This is a genomic window from Sphingobacterium sp. LZ7M1, from assembly GCF_024296865.1.
In the GTDB taxonomy this organism is placed as follows: Bacteria; Bacteroidota; Bacteroidia; order Sphingobacteriales; family Sphingobacteriaceae; genus Sphingobacterium.
Map to the genome: position 1 here is coordinate 1642914 of NZ_CP101134.1, position 17024 is coordinate 1659937.

Annotated in this window: 16 protein-coding genes, 1 tRNA gene and 1 pseudogene; 8 read left to right on the forward strand and 10 right to left on the reverse strand. The window is 39.5% G+C overall.

What is annotated here, in order from left to right; translation table 11 throughout:
* Positions 1-159 precede the first annotated feature (159 nt).
* The gene (gene tet(X) / locus NMK93_RS07055; protein WP_005783159.1) at positions 160-1326 is read right to left on the reverse strand and encodes a tetracycline-inactivating monooxygenase Tet(X); all 1167 of its coding nucleotides are present in this window, start codon (positions 1324-1326) and stop codon (positions 160-162) included.
* A gap of 603 nt (positions 1327-1929) precedes the next feature.
* On the opposite strand from tet(X), the gene erm(F) reads away from it, so the two are divergent.
* Positions 1930-2730, forward strand: a complete 801-nt coding sequence (erm(F), locus tag NMK93_RS07060) for a 23S rRNA (adenine(2058)-N(6))-methyltransferase Erm(F) (RefSeq protein ID WP_004295323.1) — start codon at positions 1930-1932, stop codon at positions 2728-2730.
* 202 nt (positions 2731-2932) lie between these two features.
* Here erm(F) and NMK93_RS07065 read toward each other — a convergent pair whose 3' ends face one another.
* From NMK93_RS07065 to NMK93_RS07075, 3 genes are all read right to left on the reverse strand, one after another.
* Positions 2933-3757 carry a class D beta-lactamase OXA-347 gene (locus NMK93_RS07065; protein ID WP_004295324.1) on the reverse strand — a complete coding sequence of 275 codons (825 nt, stop codon included), beginning with the start codon at positions 3755-3757 and terminating at the stop codon, positions 2933-2935.
* Positions 3758-3977: 220 nt separating this feature from the next.
* Positions 3978-4523 (reverse strand): BRCT domain-containing protein, encoded by a 546-nt coding sequence (locus tag NMK93_RS07070; protein ID WP_005807148.1) that lies wholly within the window; start codon positions 4521-4523, stop codon positions 3978-3980.
* Positions 4524-4592: 69 nt separating this feature from the next.
* Positions 4593-5501 (reverse strand): IS1595-like element ISBbi1 family transposase, encoded by a 909-nt coding sequence (locus NMK93_RS07075; RefSeq protein WP_005807145.1) that lies wholly within the window; start codon positions 5499-5501, stop codon positions 4593-4595.
* 99 nt (positions 5502-5600) lie between these two features.
* Here NMK93_RS07075 and NMK93_RS07080 point away from each other — a divergent pair, with 99 nt between their 5' ends.
* The 3 genes from NMK93_RS07080 (at position 5601) to NMK93_RS07090 (ending at position 7186) form a co-directional block, all read left to right on the forward strand.
* On the forward strand, positions 5601-6005 hold the full coding sequence (locus NMK93_RS07080; RefSeq protein ID WP_308214544.1) for a DUF3872 domain-containing protein: 405 nt from the start codon (positions 5601-5603) through the stop codon (positions 6003-6005).
* A 103-nt stretch (positions 6006-6108) separates the two neighbouring features.
* Complete coding sequence (locus NMK93_RS07085) at positions 6109-6387, forward strand: hypothetical protein (protein ID WP_045756378.1); 279 nt, start codon at positions 6109-6111, stop codon at positions 6385-6387.
* 355 nt (positions 6388-6742) lie between these two features.
* Positions 6743-7186 carry a response regulator transcription factor gene (locus tag NMK93_RS07090; RefSeq protein WP_149913536.1) on the forward strand — a complete coding sequence of 148 codons (444 nt, stop codon included), beginning with the start codon at positions 6743-6745 and terminating at the stop codon, positions 7184-7186.
* A 28-nt stretch (positions 7187-7214) separates the two neighbouring features.
* On the opposite strand, the gene NMK93_RS07095 is transcribed toward NMK93_RS07090, so the two are convergent.
* The 3 genes from NMK93_RS07095 to NMK93_RS07105 all read right to left on the reverse strand — a co-directional run bounded on the left by NMK93_RS07095 (position 7215) and on the right by NMK93_RS07105 (position 9453).
* A complete protein-coding gene (locus NMK93_RS07095; protein WP_149913537.1) occupies positions 7215-8189 on the reverse strand; it encodes a caspase family protein in 975 nt (324 codons plus the stop codon).
* On the reverse strand, positions 8189-8554 hold the full coding sequence (locus tag NMK93_RS07100) for a TIR domain-containing protein (protein WP_149913538.1): 366 nt from the start codon (positions 8552-8554) through the stop codon (positions 8189-8191). Before NMK93_RS07100 ends, NMK93_RS07095 begins: the two co-directional genes overlap by 1 nt.
* A gap of 365 nt (positions 8555-8919) precedes the next feature.
* Positions 8920-9453 (reverse strand): antirestriction protein ArdA, encoded by a 534-nt coding sequence (locus tag NMK93_RS07105; RefSeq protein WP_149913579.1) that lies wholly within the window; start codon positions 9451-9453, stop codon positions 8920-8922.
* Between the two features lie 489 nt (positions 9454-9942).
* Between NMK93_RS07105 and NMK93_RS07110 the strand changes: the two genes are divergently transcribed.
* Complete coding sequence (locus tag NMK93_RS07110; protein ID WP_185211645.1) at positions 9943-10104, forward strand: hypothetical protein; 162 nt, start codon at positions 9943-9945, stop codon at positions 10102-10104.
* Positions 10105-10130: 26 nt separating this feature from the next.
* Positions 10131-10928, forward strand: a pseudogene (locus NMK93_RS07115) (recombinase family protein); the annotation flags it as partial.
* A gap of 739 nt (positions 10929-11667) precedes the next feature.
* Here the strand turns inward: NMK93_RS07115 and NMK93_RS07120 are convergent.
* Together NMK93_RS07120 and prmC are read right to left on the reverse strand one after the other, a co-directional pair.
* Positions 11668-11740 (reverse strand) — tRNA-Lys (locus tag NMK93_RS07120).
* A gap of 538 nt (positions 11741-12278) precedes the next feature.
* The gene (prmC, locus tag NMK93_RS07125) at positions 12279-13136 is read right to left on the reverse strand and encodes a peptide chain release factor N(5)-glutamine methyltransferase (protein ID WP_254529114.1); all 858 of its coding nucleotides are present in this window, start codon (positions 13134-13136) and stop codon (positions 12279-12281) included.
* 407 nt (positions 13137-13543) lie between these two features.
* On the opposite strand from prmC, the gene ribD reads away from it, so the two are divergent.
* Together ribD and NMK93_RS07135 are read left to right on the forward strand one after the other, a co-directional pair.
* Positions 13544-14587 carry a bifunctional diaminohydroxyphosphoribosylaminopyrimidine deaminase/5-amino-6-(5-phosphoribosylamino)uracil reductase RibD gene (gene ribD, locus NMK93_RS07130; protein ID WP_254529115.1) on the forward strand — a complete coding sequence of 348 codons (1044 nt, stop codon included), beginning with the start codon at positions 13544-13546 and terminating at the stop codon, positions 14585-14587.
* Positions 14588-14712: 125 nt separating this feature from the next.
* On the forward strand, positions 14713-15999 hold the full coding sequence (locus NMK93_RS07135; protein WP_254529116.1) for a DUF2851 family protein: 1287 nt from the start codon (positions 14713-14715) through the stop codon (positions 15997-15999).
* Here the strand turns inward: NMK93_RS07135 and NMK93_RS07140 are convergent.
* Positions 15996-16646, reverse strand: a complete 651-nt coding sequence (locus tag NMK93_RS07140; RefSeq protein WP_185217087.1) for an ankyrin repeat domain-containing protein — start codon at positions 16644-16646, stop codon at positions 15996-15998. The two genes, NMK93_RS07135 and NMK93_RS07140, sit on opposite strands and share 4 nt — an antisense overlap.
* Between the last annotated feature and the right edge of the window lie 378 nt (positions 16647-17024).

Sequence of the window (17024 nt, forward strand, 5' to 3'; positions counted from 1 at the left end):
CTAAAATTACACATAACGGCTGGCAAATTGGCGATGGAGCCGACTTTTAGCACAAATGTTGAATAGAATTACTAATCTTCAACATTGCACAAAAGTTCAATAGAAGTACTTCACCGGCTCTATTGCCAATTTGTTTGTTATGTGCCGTTTTATTCCATTTTATACATTTAACAATTGCTGAAACGTAAAGTCGGGTTTAAACATTTCAATTTCGTTTTGAGTTGATTCTTCTTGTGCTTCTTTGCCATAGATAAACATTTGCTGTTCATAATTTTTAACAGCCTCTTCAATGCTATTAAATTTTCCATCGGCTAGATTATCAGACAATATCAAGGCATCCACCAACCCACTATTTACTCCCTGCCCTGCAAAAGGCGGCATCAAATGTGCGGCATCCCCAATCATTGTTATGGGTAATGGGCGCTTGCTTTTCCAAGGCTTTTCTAAAGGAAATATCCGTGTAGCCAATCCTACAAATGACAACGTCGTATGAATCAATTCTTTGTAGCGTTCGTCCCAATCGGAAAATTCTTTCAGAAGAAAATCAACGACACTATTTCTGTTTTGAAAATCTACCTGCGTTTGGTTTTTCCATTCATCAGGTGTTTTAAAACTTATTCCAAAATGCAATGCACCATTATTATTGGGGTTAGCAAATAATAAATTACCTTGGTGAGATGCCATTAGCCGGTTTCCATTGCATAGCTGAAAAAATCCAGGACAGTTTATCTCTGGTTGATGAATATCGGCTTGTATATTGAAAGTACCTGTTTCTTCAACTTCCGTGTCGGTAACAAATTTTCTTACCTTGGACATCCCGCCATTGGCAAGAATAACCAAATCTGCTGTTTCACTCGGTTTATTCTCAAAAGTTAGTGTCCACTTCTTCTTACCAGGTTCAAGCATAACAAGTTTTCTATCCCAAATAACCGTGTCGTTTTCTAAACTATTCAACAAGATAGCCCTTAAGTCATTTCTGTTTATTTCAGGATTGTCAAATCGATTTTCGGGCTTTACATTTTTTGTGGATAAAATATTGCCTTTTTTATCAGCAATATTTACACCCATTGGTAAGGCTAAGTCATAATAAGTTTGTAACAATCCCGCTTTTTTCATTGCTTCCTGACCTGAACCTTTGTGTAGGTCAAGGGTTCCACCAAAAATTCTTGCCTCTCGGTCGTTGTCTCTTTCGTAAACTGAAACGTCTATGCCGTTTTGCTGTAATAATTTTGCCATAGTCAGTCCAACGGGTCCACCACCAATTATTGCAACGTTCTTATCACTAAGTAAATTCATTTGTTTGTCTGTATCTATTCGCATTGTCATTCAAAAATGGCCCATAATGGCTCGGCGAATTGGCGAAGTAGCGAAGCTGTATCGAAGATACAAAAGCGGAGCTATTTAGCCAAGTCGCTTGTTGTAAGCAGTCCGCGAAGCGGCGGCTTACGGCAAGCGACGTAAGTCGCCGAGCCATTGTTAGCAAGGAGCGCAGCGGATTGCTAACAACGGTTCTCAGCTATACGCAGGCAGGGATTTTAACCACTGAACTTCCTACGAAGAACTGAACTTTAAATTTACCACTTAACTGTCCTACGAAGCACGAAACCCCTGCTTGCGTATAGGTGATGTTATGCGGTCGGTTTTCATTTTCTCTTCTTTCTCGTTAATTTGTCAAGCAAAGTTACTAAATTTGCAGTCAAGCAATTTCAATTTTTGAATTATGTATTTCAGCAGACCTTGGACTTCTATCTAAGTGATAGGCAGTCCTGAAAATTCCAATCTCTTTTAGGTCAAGACAATTAGTCTATGGGTTTCGTGTACCGACTTTTTTGTAAAGGCGTTACGTTGTCATAGTTGCTCTGTCGGGTAATACTGTCTATTCACTTCTCCACGATTTGAATTCAAGTATTCACCTGTAAGAAGTTACTAATGACAAAAAAGAAATTGCCCGTTCGTTTTACGGGTCAGCACTTTACTATTGATAAAGTGCTAATAAAAGATGCAATAAGACAAGCAAATATAAGTAATCAGGATACGGTTTTAGATATTGGGGCAGGCAAGGGGTTTCTTACTGTTCATTTATTAAAAATCGCCAACAATGTTGTTGCTATTGAAAACGACACAGCTTTGGTTGAACATTTACGAAAATTATTTTCTGATGCCCGAAATGTTCAAGTTGTCGGTTGTGATTTTAGGAATTTTGCAGTTCCGAAATTTCCTTTCAAAGTGGTGTCAAATATTCCTTATGGCATTACTTCCGATATTTTCAAAATCCTGATGTTTGAGAGTCTTGGAAATTTTCTGGGAGGTTCCATTGTCCTTCAGTTAGAACCTACACAAAAGTTATTTTCGAGGAAGCTTTACAATCCATATACCGTTTTCTATCATACTTTTTTTGATTTGAAACTTGTCTATGAGGTAGGTCCTGAAAGTTTCTTTCCACCGCCAACTGTCAAATCAGCCCTGTTAAACATTAAAAGAAAACAGTTATTTTTTGATTTTAAGTTTAAAGCCAAATACTTAGCATTTATTTCCTGTCTGTTAGAGAAACCTGATTTATCTGTAAAAACAGCTTTAAAGTCGATTTTCAGGAAAAGTCAGGTCAGGTCAATTTCGGAAAAATTCGGTTTAAACCTTAATGCTCAAATTGTTTGTTTGTCTCCAAGTCAATGGGTAAACTGTTTTTTGGAAATGCTGGAAGTTGTCCCTGAAAAATTTCATCCTTCGTAGTTCAAAGTCGGGTGGTTGTCAAGATGATTTTTCTGGTTTGGTGTCGTCTTTTAAGCTGCCGCATAACGAAAAATGGTAGCCGTAGTTGCCGGATTTACAGCACTTTCGTATCAATTTAGCACTTCGGTTCGTTAAAAGCACCAAAGTATCAAGTTGGCACGAAAGCCGGCAATTATCGGCTACCATATGTTAGTGGCATTTATCATTTCATTATATTCATTTGCTTTAACGCATTTTTTGTTACATTAATTCTCGATGAAATAAAATCATCAACATTCAATCCGTCTGTCGGAATTACATTTGTTGCAAAAAAATAAACATTAGATTTTGTTTCAACATAACCAACAAACCAACCATTATATTTTTCTTCTATCGAACTTAATCCAGTCTTACCGCTTAAAATGTAATTTTCAGTTCGCTCAATTTCCATAATATTTTTGACAATCTTTATTGTCCTATCAGAAATTGGAAATTTTGAAAAATAGAATTTCCTTAAAAAGTCGATTTGTTGTTTTTGAGATATTTTTGAATTTCCTTCAAGCCAAAAATTGTCAATCGTTAAACTGTCAAAAATCATATTTTTATACTCAAATTTTTCTAAATATTCTTTCATTTTAATTGTTCCGATTTTCCTTGCAATTTCCTGATAGCAAGGAACACAGGAAATTCTAAAAGCATCTTTAAATGATAAATCTTTTTCCCAAATATCCATTTTTCTCTGCTCGCCATTCCATTTTAAAATAGTTGTATCATTTTCAATAATGCCTAATTCAACAGCAATTATAGAATTTGGAATTTTGAATGTTGATGCAGGTAATTTTCCGTTTTTAGCCCAATCAAAGTCATTTGAGTAAAAAGTATTCTTGTCGTTATCATAAATTAGAATTGAACCATTTACTTGAAAACTATCTAAAATTTTGTCAAAATCAGAAATTTCTGTTTCAATTATGTTTTTATTCGTTGTTGTGTTACAGCAAACAAATAAAAATATCATTGAAATAAAAACTACAAATAAAATATTTTTCATTTATTGTCTAATTATCGTTTGTTTTTGTTGCCACTAACGGGAAACGCATTGGCGAAGTGGCGGATAAATTGGACAAAAAGTTCAATTTAGCAGTGACGTAGCCGATGTGTTTCCACAGAAGCTAAATTATTAAAAAAAGCTGAATGTGGAACACATTCGGCGGAATAAAATGCACAAAAGTTGAGTTTGGCACTTAACCCGCCATTTTGCCAATGCGATGTTATATGCCGTATTTTTTGATAAGATAATTTAAGTCAGCTTCGTTTAAAATTCTAATGTTTGCTTTTTTTGATTGGTTTAAGTCGTTTATTTTTTGGATTTTTGACCAACCACAATCTTCACCTGCAAAAACAAAATCTACTTTACCTGTTATTCCTGATTTTATTTGTCCACCAATTTTCATTAGAAAAGTTTTTATTTCTTCTCTTTCTATTGAAAAGTTGCCCGTAATAACTATTCCTTTTCCTATTAAATCAATGTTTTCAAGTTCGTTTTGAGTTATTTGATAATTTGATAAATGCTCTTCATTTTCTTCTAAAACATCTTCACTTGGTTGATTGAAATAATTATTATTTGTTTTAGGCTGGTCATCAATTTTTCTTATTAGTTCTTGATAACTTGGATACTTGTCAGTCAATTCGCCAAATATTAAAGCACAAAGTTTTGCATCGAATTCTGGGTCGTGATGATTTGTTACTTCTAAGTCCAAACTCTCTGCTAAATCTTTTATTTTTTTAGGCATCCCAAGTTTATCTGCAAATAACATTGTGTCAATATAACTTATGACATATGGTTTTAAATTATAATGTTCATATAGATTTTTCTGATTATCCGTTTATGCACCTGTTATATTCGCAATTACTAGTCTGTCAAAGAGTTTGTCTCCAAAATACCGTCTGTTTAATTTGTAAATAAACTCGTTGAGATACAACTGTAAGTATTTCCTTTTGATTTTATGGTAGTTGCCCAGCAATGTCCGTTTTGCATTACTGATTGCGATATGCACCCATTTGAGTGTTTCCTTGGTGGTTTTGGCGTCTGATTTCTCGGTGACGTGCAATTCCACCAGATCGGAGATGTCAACGTAAGAAGTGCTTTTGTCCGAAAATACGATGGCATCATCCTCCATGCAGTCCCTGACCACGCCGTTGATTCCTTCACTTTGATGGCTATCCAGTACCCTGGCCTTGAAATAACGCACATGCTTCTCCTTTTTGCCCGTTTCGATATCTTCCAACGGGGTGCTTTCGGCCATCACCGCAACGTTCTGCTTTCCCTCGGCTCCCCGGCCACGTGTACCCTTGCCTCGCTCGATTTCCTTACTGGCCACCGAAAAGTAACCCTCATCCAGTTCTATCATCCCTTCCAGTGTATACCTTGCATCCCGGTTGCCCATCGCCCTGCGGAGTTTGTGTACCATCGCCCATACCGGTTCGTAACGCTTCAATCCTAATTGCTTCTGGAGTTCGTTGGTGGAGAATCCCTTTTTTGTGCAACTCATCAGGAACATCGTTTTGTACCACACCAGAAACGGCAGCTTGGAGCTCTCCATGATCGTACCGCTGCGCAACGAGGTGCGGAAACGGCAACCTTTGCATTCATAACTCCATTTACCCTGTAACCAATAATGGGAAGTGCCCCCGCATCGCTTGCAGACAACCCCTTCCTTATCACGCTGCTCCTTGAAATGCAAACGACAATCTTCCTCCGAACCGAAATGAGCCGTAAAACTGAATATGTTCATAATCCCTGCTTTTTGAGCGCTAATATACTAAAAATATTAGGTGTGTTTGCGGAGAATCAGAAAATATTAATCAGAAAGTACGGGCTACATTTGCAGGCAATGTTCATGCTCTTGGCGATGTTGGTCTGCGCCGTGGTACTGACCTCGTGTGAAAAAGACGACCTCGACATACAACAAAATTACCTGTTTGAGGTACAGGTAATGCCTGTTCCAAAGGATGTGTCAAATGGTCAAACCGTAGAAATAAGGGTAACGATACAGCGAAGCGGAAATTTCAGTGATGCAAGTTACTACATCCGCTATTTCCAGTTTGACGGACAGGGAGCATTGCGCTATTACAGTGAACCGCCGTATATGCCCAATGACGTGTACCTGTTGCCACAGACACAATTTAGGTTGTATTACACCTCGCAATCCACCGTATCACAGGCGTTTGATATTTGGATTTCGGACAACTTCGGGAACGAAAAGCAAATAAGTTTCCAGTTTAACAGCCGTGATTAAAGACAGAAAAAACCTGCACGTTGGGCAGTTTTTTTTCATTTTTAAGCCTGCCATTCGGTGCTTTTTCGTAAATTCAAAGTGTCGAATTATAATAGCTATCGTTATGGGTGCATCACTGGTTTTAGGCATAATAGCACTGGTTTTGGGATTAGGTCTCCGTTACTGGATTAACCGCAGGAAGTTTTACAGGCGTAGCCCGACCGGAGCGGAAGGCTTTTCATCCTATGAAAAGTCGGTTATTATTAAAACTTCTGAACGTTTGGGCAAATGGATAGCTTATGCTTTGATTATATTCGGTGTGCTGTTCTTGTGGAGTTATTCGAGACAGAAAAAGGCAAAAGAAAAAGCATCCCAAAACACGGAGATACAGAACCCACGATAAGTAACGATATTTAGTTTTAGGGAACGGTACAGGTCTTTACGGTCTGTACCGTTTTTCTTTTACAATCTTCCCATGTTAAACCCAAATTGAAAAGGCGGATGGCTGTTGTATAAGAAAATCCACATTGTTATCTTTGCTATTAGAAAATATAAAAATCTTAAAGTGTTTTTGCTTTAAGTCTCGACATTTAAAACTGGTAATTTTAAACAATTCTCCGAGACAAATAAGTAAGAACGCTCATGCTATGGCGTGGGCGCTCGCTTATTCGGAGAGAGGCGTACCAGTGCCTTAATGTCGATAAGTGTAGTTGCCTACGCTTTTTTATTGCAGGTCGCTACTTTTAAAAACAGATATTATGGTTACTGGAAAAGAAAACAAAAAAAAAGTCTGTGTAGCGGTCATAGATAGCCATGCACATCTTCGGGAGATGCCCGTAAAGCAACTTGAAAATTCGGGCTATACAGTATTGTTCCAAACAGGTAACGGGCAGGATGCCCTACAAAAACTAAAAGAGAATAACAGATTACCCGATGTCTGTCTCATTGAGGAAGATTTTGCCACGGCTAAACTTTTACTCGAAAAGCATCCCGATTTGAAAGTCCTAATTTCCAGTACGGAAGACGACACCGAAAGCGTAACGGATATGCTAAAGGCAGGTGTTTCGGGATATATTCTGAAATTTGCAGACCCCGATGAAATGCTAACCGCCGTTAAAGCATTGAGCGAAAACAAAAAATATTTCAGTGTTGGGATTAGTGGGATAGCAATGGAATATTTTAAAAATCAATCACAATCTTAGGTTTCTTTGCTAATCAAAACTTCTAATTTTATATTCTATTGTTTTCCGCAAGTTTCCTATAATGTTCTCCCAATGCTGTCAATTTGCAAGATTTACTTTCCATTGCGACATTCCACATATGTTGAGCGCCTACTGGTTTAAGTAAATTAAGTCTATTATATTTTTGTAGAACAGCAAATATCTTGGTGTTTTCTTCAATTGGGTCGGGCATACCTTTATCTCGTCCTTTCATTTCCGGTTCAAAGGAAGGGTCAAGATTAAATTCAAATCCGGCTACGGGAAATAAATCTTTTATCATTCGTAAGTCGTCCAATTCTATTGAGGGTGACGCTTTTCTTAAAGATATAAAGTTCCGTACATTTGTTTTGAAGATAGGTCGTTGCTCCCATGCCCCCAAGGATTGGTCAATATGAGCATAAACACTTCCTGGCGTTATATCTCCTAAAATATTAGAGGCACTACCGTTTAGGGCGTCAACTAATAATGTTGTAAAAACGCCACTACCGTTTTGTTCTGATGCATATTGGTCGGAGGTTGAGGCTGTTAAAATAGTTATTCCCTCATTAATTAAAGCACTATCTTTTATATTAGGTGGATTTCCGGCAATACCCGAATGACAACTATCTAATATAATAACTTTGTTGGTTGCTGGTGAATCGTTAGCTAAAACTAAAATATCGTTTAAAGAAACTCCATCATCACCTCTTTTTGCATCACTTCCTAACAAATAGCCACCTGTTGTTTCAATATGCCCATGACCAGCAAAATAAAGCAAGGCTACTTCTGATTTAGTGTTAAACAGCTGGCTAATAGCATCTTTAAGCTGACCTCTATCAAGGGATTCTCTCTCATTTGAAGCTGTGAGCAATTTACAATCAAAGTTTACTGAGCCATCAAAATTTCTTTCTAAAATGCCTTTGACTGAGTAGGCATCATTAACACAACCATATAAATCGCCTCCATTTGGATAGTGATTTATTCCGATAATTAATGCAATTTTCATTATAAGGAATCAATGAAATTTTTAATATTGTCCCAAGTCCAAACTTTCGTAGTTATACCTGCGATTTCGGTTCGGTCATTTGAGTACGCCCAAACCCCAAGAATTTTTTTTCTCTCTTCCTTAGCACATTGAATTTCCCACTTTTGTCCTGATGACGATAAAGAATTCTTGCTAACTAAAACAATTATACCATCGGAACGTCTAATTCTCGTTCTAACTCTGGATTTCCAATCTTCACTATAAGGTTCTTTCACAGACATATCAATATATTCGAAAGGTGAATGTGTTAAAAGAGATTGTCCTTTCAAAAAATCTCTTTGTGTTTTGTCTTCAATAGCAAATGCGATAAATACAACTTTCTTCATAAATGACTAATTTTTTTATAACACTCCATTTTTTAAAAATAGCGAGATTAGCTTGTGGCTTACACTATGGTTTATTTTACAACAAATTTAATAAATAAAAACGTCCTCTCCGTCTCTAATTCGAACTAATTTATAATCTTATGGTTTCTTTGCTACTTTCTTTTCCGTCTCAACTCATGAAAGAAAGTAGGCTATGCTCTATACAACCTATTTGGAAAATGCAGGTAAGAAACTGCGGAGCGGAAGCATTTAACAAAGGGGTTGTTCCGCTTTCCGCAAAAAGACGGTCCCGACCATCGAAAGGATCTATCTTTTTGCCCACCGGATTTTAATAAAAATGGGAACGGCGCACCGTTCCCGAAAATTCAAGAATTATAAAATACATGACCGCTATCGCTCCAATAGTCACCGCTAAACAGGTCACGGGCATAAGCCTCATAATCGAAGTACGTTTTTGCAAATTCGGGCAAGTCCATTTGCTCTACCTGTTCATAGGCAAAATCTTCCTCGTCCTTGTATTCCCCTATATAGTCATCGTCAAAGTCGCTCATTAGGTCGTCAATATCCCCCTCGGACAACTTACGGTGTCCATTGTCACACCATATTAGAAATGCCTCTTTTCGGGTTTCGTCCATATCTTCCAAAGCCTCCAAAACCTCAAATATGCTATCGCTTATCCAACATTCGCCGATTAAGCCGTTTGGGATGTTCTCGTAATCTTGAAACATAAATTCGGGGTCTTCCTCGTCATCGTGCAACTCCCTGCAAGCGTCGTAAAATTCGTCTTTGTCCGCATAGTCGGATAGCGTTAGCCATTCCCCGAAGATTGAACCGTCATTATATTTTGCGTATGTGCCGACATATACCCTTGCTTCCGATGTGTTTATTTGATGTGTCATTTCTTTACTGTTTTGAATTAATTTTTTTGATTTATTCGGCAATGAGAGGTGGTGCTGTTGTTTTGTTTCAATACCATTTCCAATGCTTATATTCCTCATGCCTGACATTTTTTTTATTCGTGTAAAGAGCCGGAGTATGCTGTGTTTCGTTTCGAGAGCAGTTTAGGTTAGTGTTTAGGATGCACAAGGTTTTGGAAAACAAATACTACCCAACGGGTGGAGATTTTTTTTCAAACTTGCATGACCTTTTGCCTCCGTTAAGAACACGTCCAACCTTTGCTCCATGAAACGTGAACAACAGGCATACCCGCTTTTTAGGTATAACCAAACGTGGAAGAAATGGGGATAGCATTGCCGAAATGGTTCTAAACAGGCAGACTATGCCAAATAATTCAACCCAAAGACACAATCCAATATCCACTCCATCAGTATGATAAGTTTGTCTGTGCGGATTAATCCGTGTGGTTAACAGGCAAAAAACAGTTGAAGATGGATAAAGAAAAAGCGAACGATTTAACACCCGAAAGAGTTGTACAAATCTTGAAAAAGAAAGGAACAGAGGTCAATTTAGAGGAAGCAAAAACCATCTTGGAGTTTGTCAAGAAGATAGCTGACATTGCAGTTAACCAGTATCTAAGAGGAAAACTATAACCTAATGAACAAGGAAAACTGTTGTGATGAGAAAGGCAGATTTATACATACGTGTATCGACAGACGAGCAAGCGGACAAGGGATATTCGCAACGTGACCAAGAAGACCGATTAAGAAAATATTGTGAGATAAAAGGTATTTCGGTAAGGGATGTGTACATAGAAGACCATTCGGCAAAATCTTTCAAACGTCCAGAGTGGCAGAAATATTTATCCAACCTGCGTAAAACAAAAAACAACAAAGCGGGGTCGATAATATTATTTACCAAATGGGATAGGTTCAGTAGAAATGCAGGAGATGCGTATCAAATGATTAACCAGTTACGGACACATGGCGTTGAGCCTGTTGCGATAGAACAGCCCTTAGACCTTACCATTCCCGAAAATAAAATTATGCTTGCGTTCTATCTTGCTTCACCGGAAGTTGAGAACGACAGGCGTGCATTAAATGTTTTTCACGGAATGCGCAGGGCGAAAAAAGAGGGGCGGTATATGGGTACTGCTCCATTGGGATATGTCAATAAGATAACAGAGGGCAAAAAGAAATTCATAGCACCGCATGACTTTGAAGCACCCATATTAAAATGGGCGTTTGAGCAAATCGTTTCCAATAACTTCAATACGGAACAGATATGGAAAATGGTTCGGGAGAAAGCCGATGGAAAAGGTCGGTTCAGCAAAAATAACTTTTGGGTAGCCGTCCGAAACCCCTTGTACTGTGGCAAAATATTCATTCCTCCCTACAAAGAGGAAAAGGGATATTTTGTCAAAGGACAGCATGAGCCATTAATCAGCGAAAAGACATTTGCGGATGTACAGGATATACTCGATGGGAGAAAGAGGGTTGTAAAGCCTAAAATCGTGGCTATGGACAATCTACCGCTTAGAGGGTTTATTAAATGCCCTAATCCTAATTGTAATAGGATGCTCACAGGAAGTGCCTCAAAGGGCAAGATGGGCAATTACTATTACTATTATCATTGCACTTCCTCCTGCGGAGTACGTTTCAAAGCCGAAACCGCCAATGAGGCTTTCTTAAAACAGTTACGGCATCTATCACCAAAAGAGGGTATGGTCGATGTTTTTATCGAAGCCTTTATAAAAGACTTCAATAACAAGACCAAAGCCCAAAATACCGAACGGGCAAATATCATAGGTGAGATTGATGCGTTGAACAAACGCTATCAAAATGCTCTTTTAAAGAATGCCGATGGAGAAATGGCAGATGACGATTTCCAAGAAGTAAAGAAATTGACCAAAGGAAAGATTGAGGCTTTGGAACGGAGATTAAACGACTTGGCAGTAGTCGGAACGGAGATAAAAGACTTGGTAGCATCCACCTTAAAAAAGGTCGCAAACATTGATAGACGCTATGAAAACGGCGATATTGAGGAAAAAAGGCTTATAGTGAGTTCGATGTTCCCCGATTTTTTGGAATTTGACGGAACACAACATCGAACTCCGAGGCTAAATTCTGCGATTGCACTTATCTATCAGAATAACAGCAAGTTACAAGACAAAAAAAATGGGACAAGTCTTTCTTTTTTAGACTTGTCCCAAGAGGTGATCCCGCTGGGATTCGAACCCAGGACCCATACATTAAAAGTGTATTGCTCTACCAGCTGAGCTACGGAATCGTTGTTCTTTTATCGAGAACCCTTCGTTGTTTGAAGTGATGCAAAGGTAGAAAAATCCTTAATATGTGCCAAATCTTTTGAACTTAAATTTGTCCTTAATCAAATAAGTCGCTGTTTTTCAGTTTGAAAAAATGAATAAAAATATTGGCTTAGATATATACTGAAGTGGTTTCTGTTCAATTTTTACCCAAAAACTTGCAGAAACAACCATTTTGCCGGACAGCAAAAGGGGATCTGTTTTTCCATATTCATTAAAAAATTGAAATAAGTGGGGGCTGAAATTATTAGGGCGTTGCATTCGGGAATTGTTTTACCCATGTTCGGGCCATATTGCGAAATTCCGAATATGTCTCGAATGAGACCAAAGCCATGTACATCTGAAATCAAAAACGATTGTTAAAATTTTGATCTAAGCAAGGAGGGAGGCAATGCTGGTATCGAATTTAATGAAAACAGTGCCTATGGTCTAAAGGTAGAAACTCTTAGGGAAAATAGGATACTTTGTAAAGGTTAATAATCCTTGAACTTAGAAATTGCCTTAAAAATAGCTTGCCCTGATCATTCTGGGAACTGAGTTGATGTCATGGAGAATATCAACTTTAGCAAATCCTTTCTTGATCAGAAGTTCCTTGGTTTCTTCGGAAAGGTATTGGTTGATCTCGAAATAGAGGGTTCCTTCTTTTTTGAGGTGTTTTAGGGCGAATGAAGCGATATGGTCGTAAAACAATAATGGGGCTGAGTCTTCCACAAATAAAGCCGTGTGCGGCTCGAAATGCAGTACATTGCGGTGCATATCCCTTTTCTCGTCATGGGTGATGTAGGGCGGGTTGCTGACAATGATGTCATATTGCTCCTGATCAAAGACCAGGTTCCATTCCAGGATGTCCAAACAACGGAAATCAACAGGGCAATCATTTTGTTGAGCATTCTGTTTAGCAATGGCAATGGCCTCTGGGGAGATGTCCACTGCGGACACATGGGATTCAGCAAGACCTTTTTTCAAGCTGATCGCAATACAGCCAGTCCCTGTGCCGATATCGATTATATCAAGATCGGATTTGCGCTTGTTTTCGGAGATAATCAGCTGTACGAGTTCCTCCGTCTCAGGTCTGGGGATTAAGGTATCCTCCGACACGATAAACTCCATTCCATAAAAAGGAGCCCTTCCAATAATCTGTTGGATAGGTCTGCCGGTCTGAAGCTGTTGCAGGAGCAAATTGAAGTTGGTCTCCTGATCCTCCGAGAGCTTATCTTGCAACTTCATGCTAAGTTGGATCCTGCTGTAACCCAGCAAATGTTCGGCAGCAATCTGAAACAGGCTCAGTGCCTCATCCTGATCATAAATCGACGATAAATCCGACACAAATTTTTGCCTTAAGCTGCCTATAGAATCCATACAGCAAAGGTAGGAAAAAAACTTGTGGCGAGCTGCTCTTGACAGCTCGCCACAAGTTTTTTAGACATCAGACAATAGACACAAGACAACATACCCTCGGCAAGAATCTCACACAAACTGTTGGGGTGTATCGCATACACCCCAACAGTTTATGTGCGTTAAGCTGGCGAAATATAGGTTATGATCTTGGCCTATCCTCTCATCTTTTCCATCCTGGTTCATTCCCTGATCTTGGTCTATCCTCTTATCCTTTTAATCCTGGTTCAAACAAGTTGGCATAGACGAGCAGCTCCTACGAACCTGTGAATTATTCTGGCCAAATATAAGATCATGGTCATAGTCCATCCGGAAGGTTTTTCTCAATCCACCAATCTCCATACTCAAATCTATTTCACTACCTTTGAAACATGCATAATCAATACATGAAGCGATGTTTGGAATTGGCTGTCTTGGGGGCAGGCAAGACCAGTCCGAATCCGATGGTGGGGGCAGTGATTGTCCACAATGGAGAAATTATTGGAGAGGGTTATACGTCGCCTTATGGAGGTCCCCATGCGGAGGTGAACGCGGTTCGATCAGTGATCGATCAGGTCGGAGAGGCGAAGGCAAGGGAGCTGTTTTCGGAGAGCACGATCTATGTGAGCTTGGAGCCCTGTGCGCATTTTGGGAAGACACCGCCCTGTGCGGACATGATCGTGGACATGGGTTTCAAGGAAGCTGTGATCGCTTGTTTGGATCCCTTTGCAAAGGTAAATGGTTTGGGCCTGAAAAAGTTGGAGGATGCGGGGATTAGCACTGAAGTAGGGGTTTTGGAGGATGAGGCTAAGTGGGTGAACCGCAGGTTCTTTACAAAACTGAAAGAGTTCCGTCCTTACGTAATCCTGAAATGGGCAGAAACGGCCAATGGTTATTTTGCACCTGTATCGGGGCAGCGCTGGATCAGCAATCAGGCAAGTAAGCAATTGGTGCATAAATGGCGTTCGGAGGAAGATGCGATCCTGGTCGGCAAAAGAACGGCAGAGCTTGACAATCCAAGCTTGACGGTTCGGGACTGGGAAGGACGGAACCCGAAGCGCATATTGATCGACAAAAATCTTGAACTTCCGGAAAGTCTTTCAATTTTTGACGATGCAGCGGAAACCATAATTTTCAATGCTCAGAAAACCGATTGGCAGGGTAACCGGAAATATATAGAACTGGAGAATTTTGACCTGTACCTTCCACAGCAAATCCTTTATCAGCTGTATTTAATGGATGTACAGTCCATTATCGTTGAAGGAGGTAGAAAGACGCTTGACCTGTTTATTCAGGCAGGACTTTGGGATGAAGCCCGCATATTTGTAGGAGCCGAATCATGGTCTGAAGGCATCGAGGCTCCAAAATTAATTGGAGACATGAGGGAAGAAATAAAAGTAGGTTCAGATCTATTGAAAATTTACCTTCCAAAATAAATCGAATCATAATTTTTCCTAGCAAAGCTTGCCCTCAATCTATTGGGAGGCTTAATTCACTATTTTATAAACTTGTTTTTAAAATTAAAATACGTAATTGAAAGTTAAATATATTATATTTAGCTATGCGTATATCCGAGCATATCCTATACTTTATTTGGCGTTATCGACTTTTTGCTCCATTTGATCTTTGTTGTACGAATGGAGATGAGATTGAGGTTGTTCAAATGGGCAACTATAATACCGATGCTGGACCAGACTTTCTTCTTGCCCATCTTCGTATAAATGGCCAGGACTGGCATGGACATGTTGAAATCCATGTAGACCCCAATGATTGGAACCAACATGGACATCAAAAGAACAAGGCTTATAATGCAGTGGTGCTGCATGTGGTCTGGGAAGCCGGCTTGGACTGTTTCCTAGAGGATGGAACCCTCATTCCCTGTTTGGAATTGAAGCCTATCGTTGAGGAATCCCTATTACAGAAAATTGAGAAACTCTTGCAGAATAATCACTGGTTGCCCTGTAGCTATGGAATGGATCAGGTGCCAGACTATCAGAAGATCCAGGTCTTGAACCGAATGGGGATTGAGCGATTGGAGCATCGCTATAAGATCGTGGTCATGATGCTCAACAGCTATAGAGGGGATTGGGAAAGGGTATGTTTGGGAATGTTGGCAGGTGCGTTTGGAATGAAGGTCAACAAGCAATCCTTTCAGGACCTGAGCCAGATCCTGTCCTTGAAATTGATCCAAAAGATGAAGAATAGCCCCGAGAATATACAGGCCTTGTTTTTTGGGCAGGCGGGGTTCTTGAAGTCCTATAAGGGGGGTGATCCCTATATCTTAAAGCTTCAGGCCAATTATGGCTATCTGAAGAAAACCCAGAAGTTAATTGAACTTTCCGCCTTTCAATGGAAGTTTATGCGCATGCGACCCTATAATTTTCCGACGATTAAATTGGCCCAGCTTGCAGCGATGTACTGTCGCTTTGCCTCTTGGTTTTCCCTGATCGTGGAAGCGAACAGTTTGGATGAATTAAAAGGATATTGTCAGCAATTGGAGATTCCAGAGTTTTGGAATACGCACTTTCATCTGGAGAAAGAATCGGTCAGGCACAATACCCGGATTTCCGAGCAGTTTTTCCATCTCTTGGCGATCAATAGCTTTGTGCCCATTTTATTTTCCTATGGGAAGTACATAGGGAACCAGCAGTATATGGATCGCGCCTTGCAATGGTTGGAGCAGCTGAAGCCGGAGGTCAATTCCGTTTGCCGACGTTATATGGGATTTGGCTTGGACCTGTTCAATGCACTGGAGACCCAGGCCGTGTTACATTTAAGGTCGGCCTATTGCAATTCCAAGCGATGTCTGGAATGTGGTATTGGGGTATCGATTATCCGAAAGGATTAAGCTTTTAGGATCTCAGCAATTTCAGGGAATCCTTTTTCTGCAGCCATATCGGATGCAGTATGCCCGAAATCGTTACGGATGGCGATATTGGCGCCATGTTCCAATAGAATGATGATCATATCGATATTACCCTGTTGGGCGGCCAAGTGCAGAGGGCTGATCCTGGAGGATTGCAGCACATTGACTTCAGCACCGGCTTCGATCAGCATTTTGGCAATATTGTTCTGTCCGTTACTTAATGCCGAGTGGATAGGGAAGACCTGATATCCATTTTGGGAGGATGAATTGGGATTAGCACCGTTTCGCAATAAGATGCGAACGATATCCTCTTTTCCAAAGTGGGAAGCTATGCCTAGCGGGTAAAAGCCATGGGAGGAGAGTTCGTTGATGACATCAGGTTTTTGGTCAACCATAAACTGTACCTGTTCGGTCAGGCCAGCGGCACAGGCTTCGTGTATGGTGATGCTCTTGATATATTTGAGGATGACCTGCACGATCTGGCTTTTTTGGTAATAACAGGCCAAAAGCAGTGCTGAAATGTCATGGCTGGTGTTTTCCTTGACAAGGTCGGGGTTTTGGCTCAGTAATAAATCTAAATCTTGGTAGTTTCCGGTCTCAATATATTCTTCCAGTACTGTCAAACTCATAGTCCTTATTTTGCGTTACGAAATAAACAAAAAAAAGTTAAAATAAAGTTACTTGGGCCCTAAATTTCTATGTTTTGCTATAAAATATTTTAGGTTAATAAATGTAATCTATACAATTTTTTTTGTTTGGGTACGAACACTATTTAATTTTTGTAGCTGATTGTCTACAAAATAGGAAATCTACCACCTTGTCTTATAACTTTTCTGTTGATTTTTTTACTTTTGTAATGCCCTCCCCAAGGGCATGTTTTTCATAGGTAGATGTAGGGTCGAATTAATCTAATTCGACCCTTTTTTTCTTTAGGGCTCAAATTTAGTTTCCAATTAGGTATTTTTTGACTTAATGGGATTTGTTGAAACGGCTAATTATTAACTATA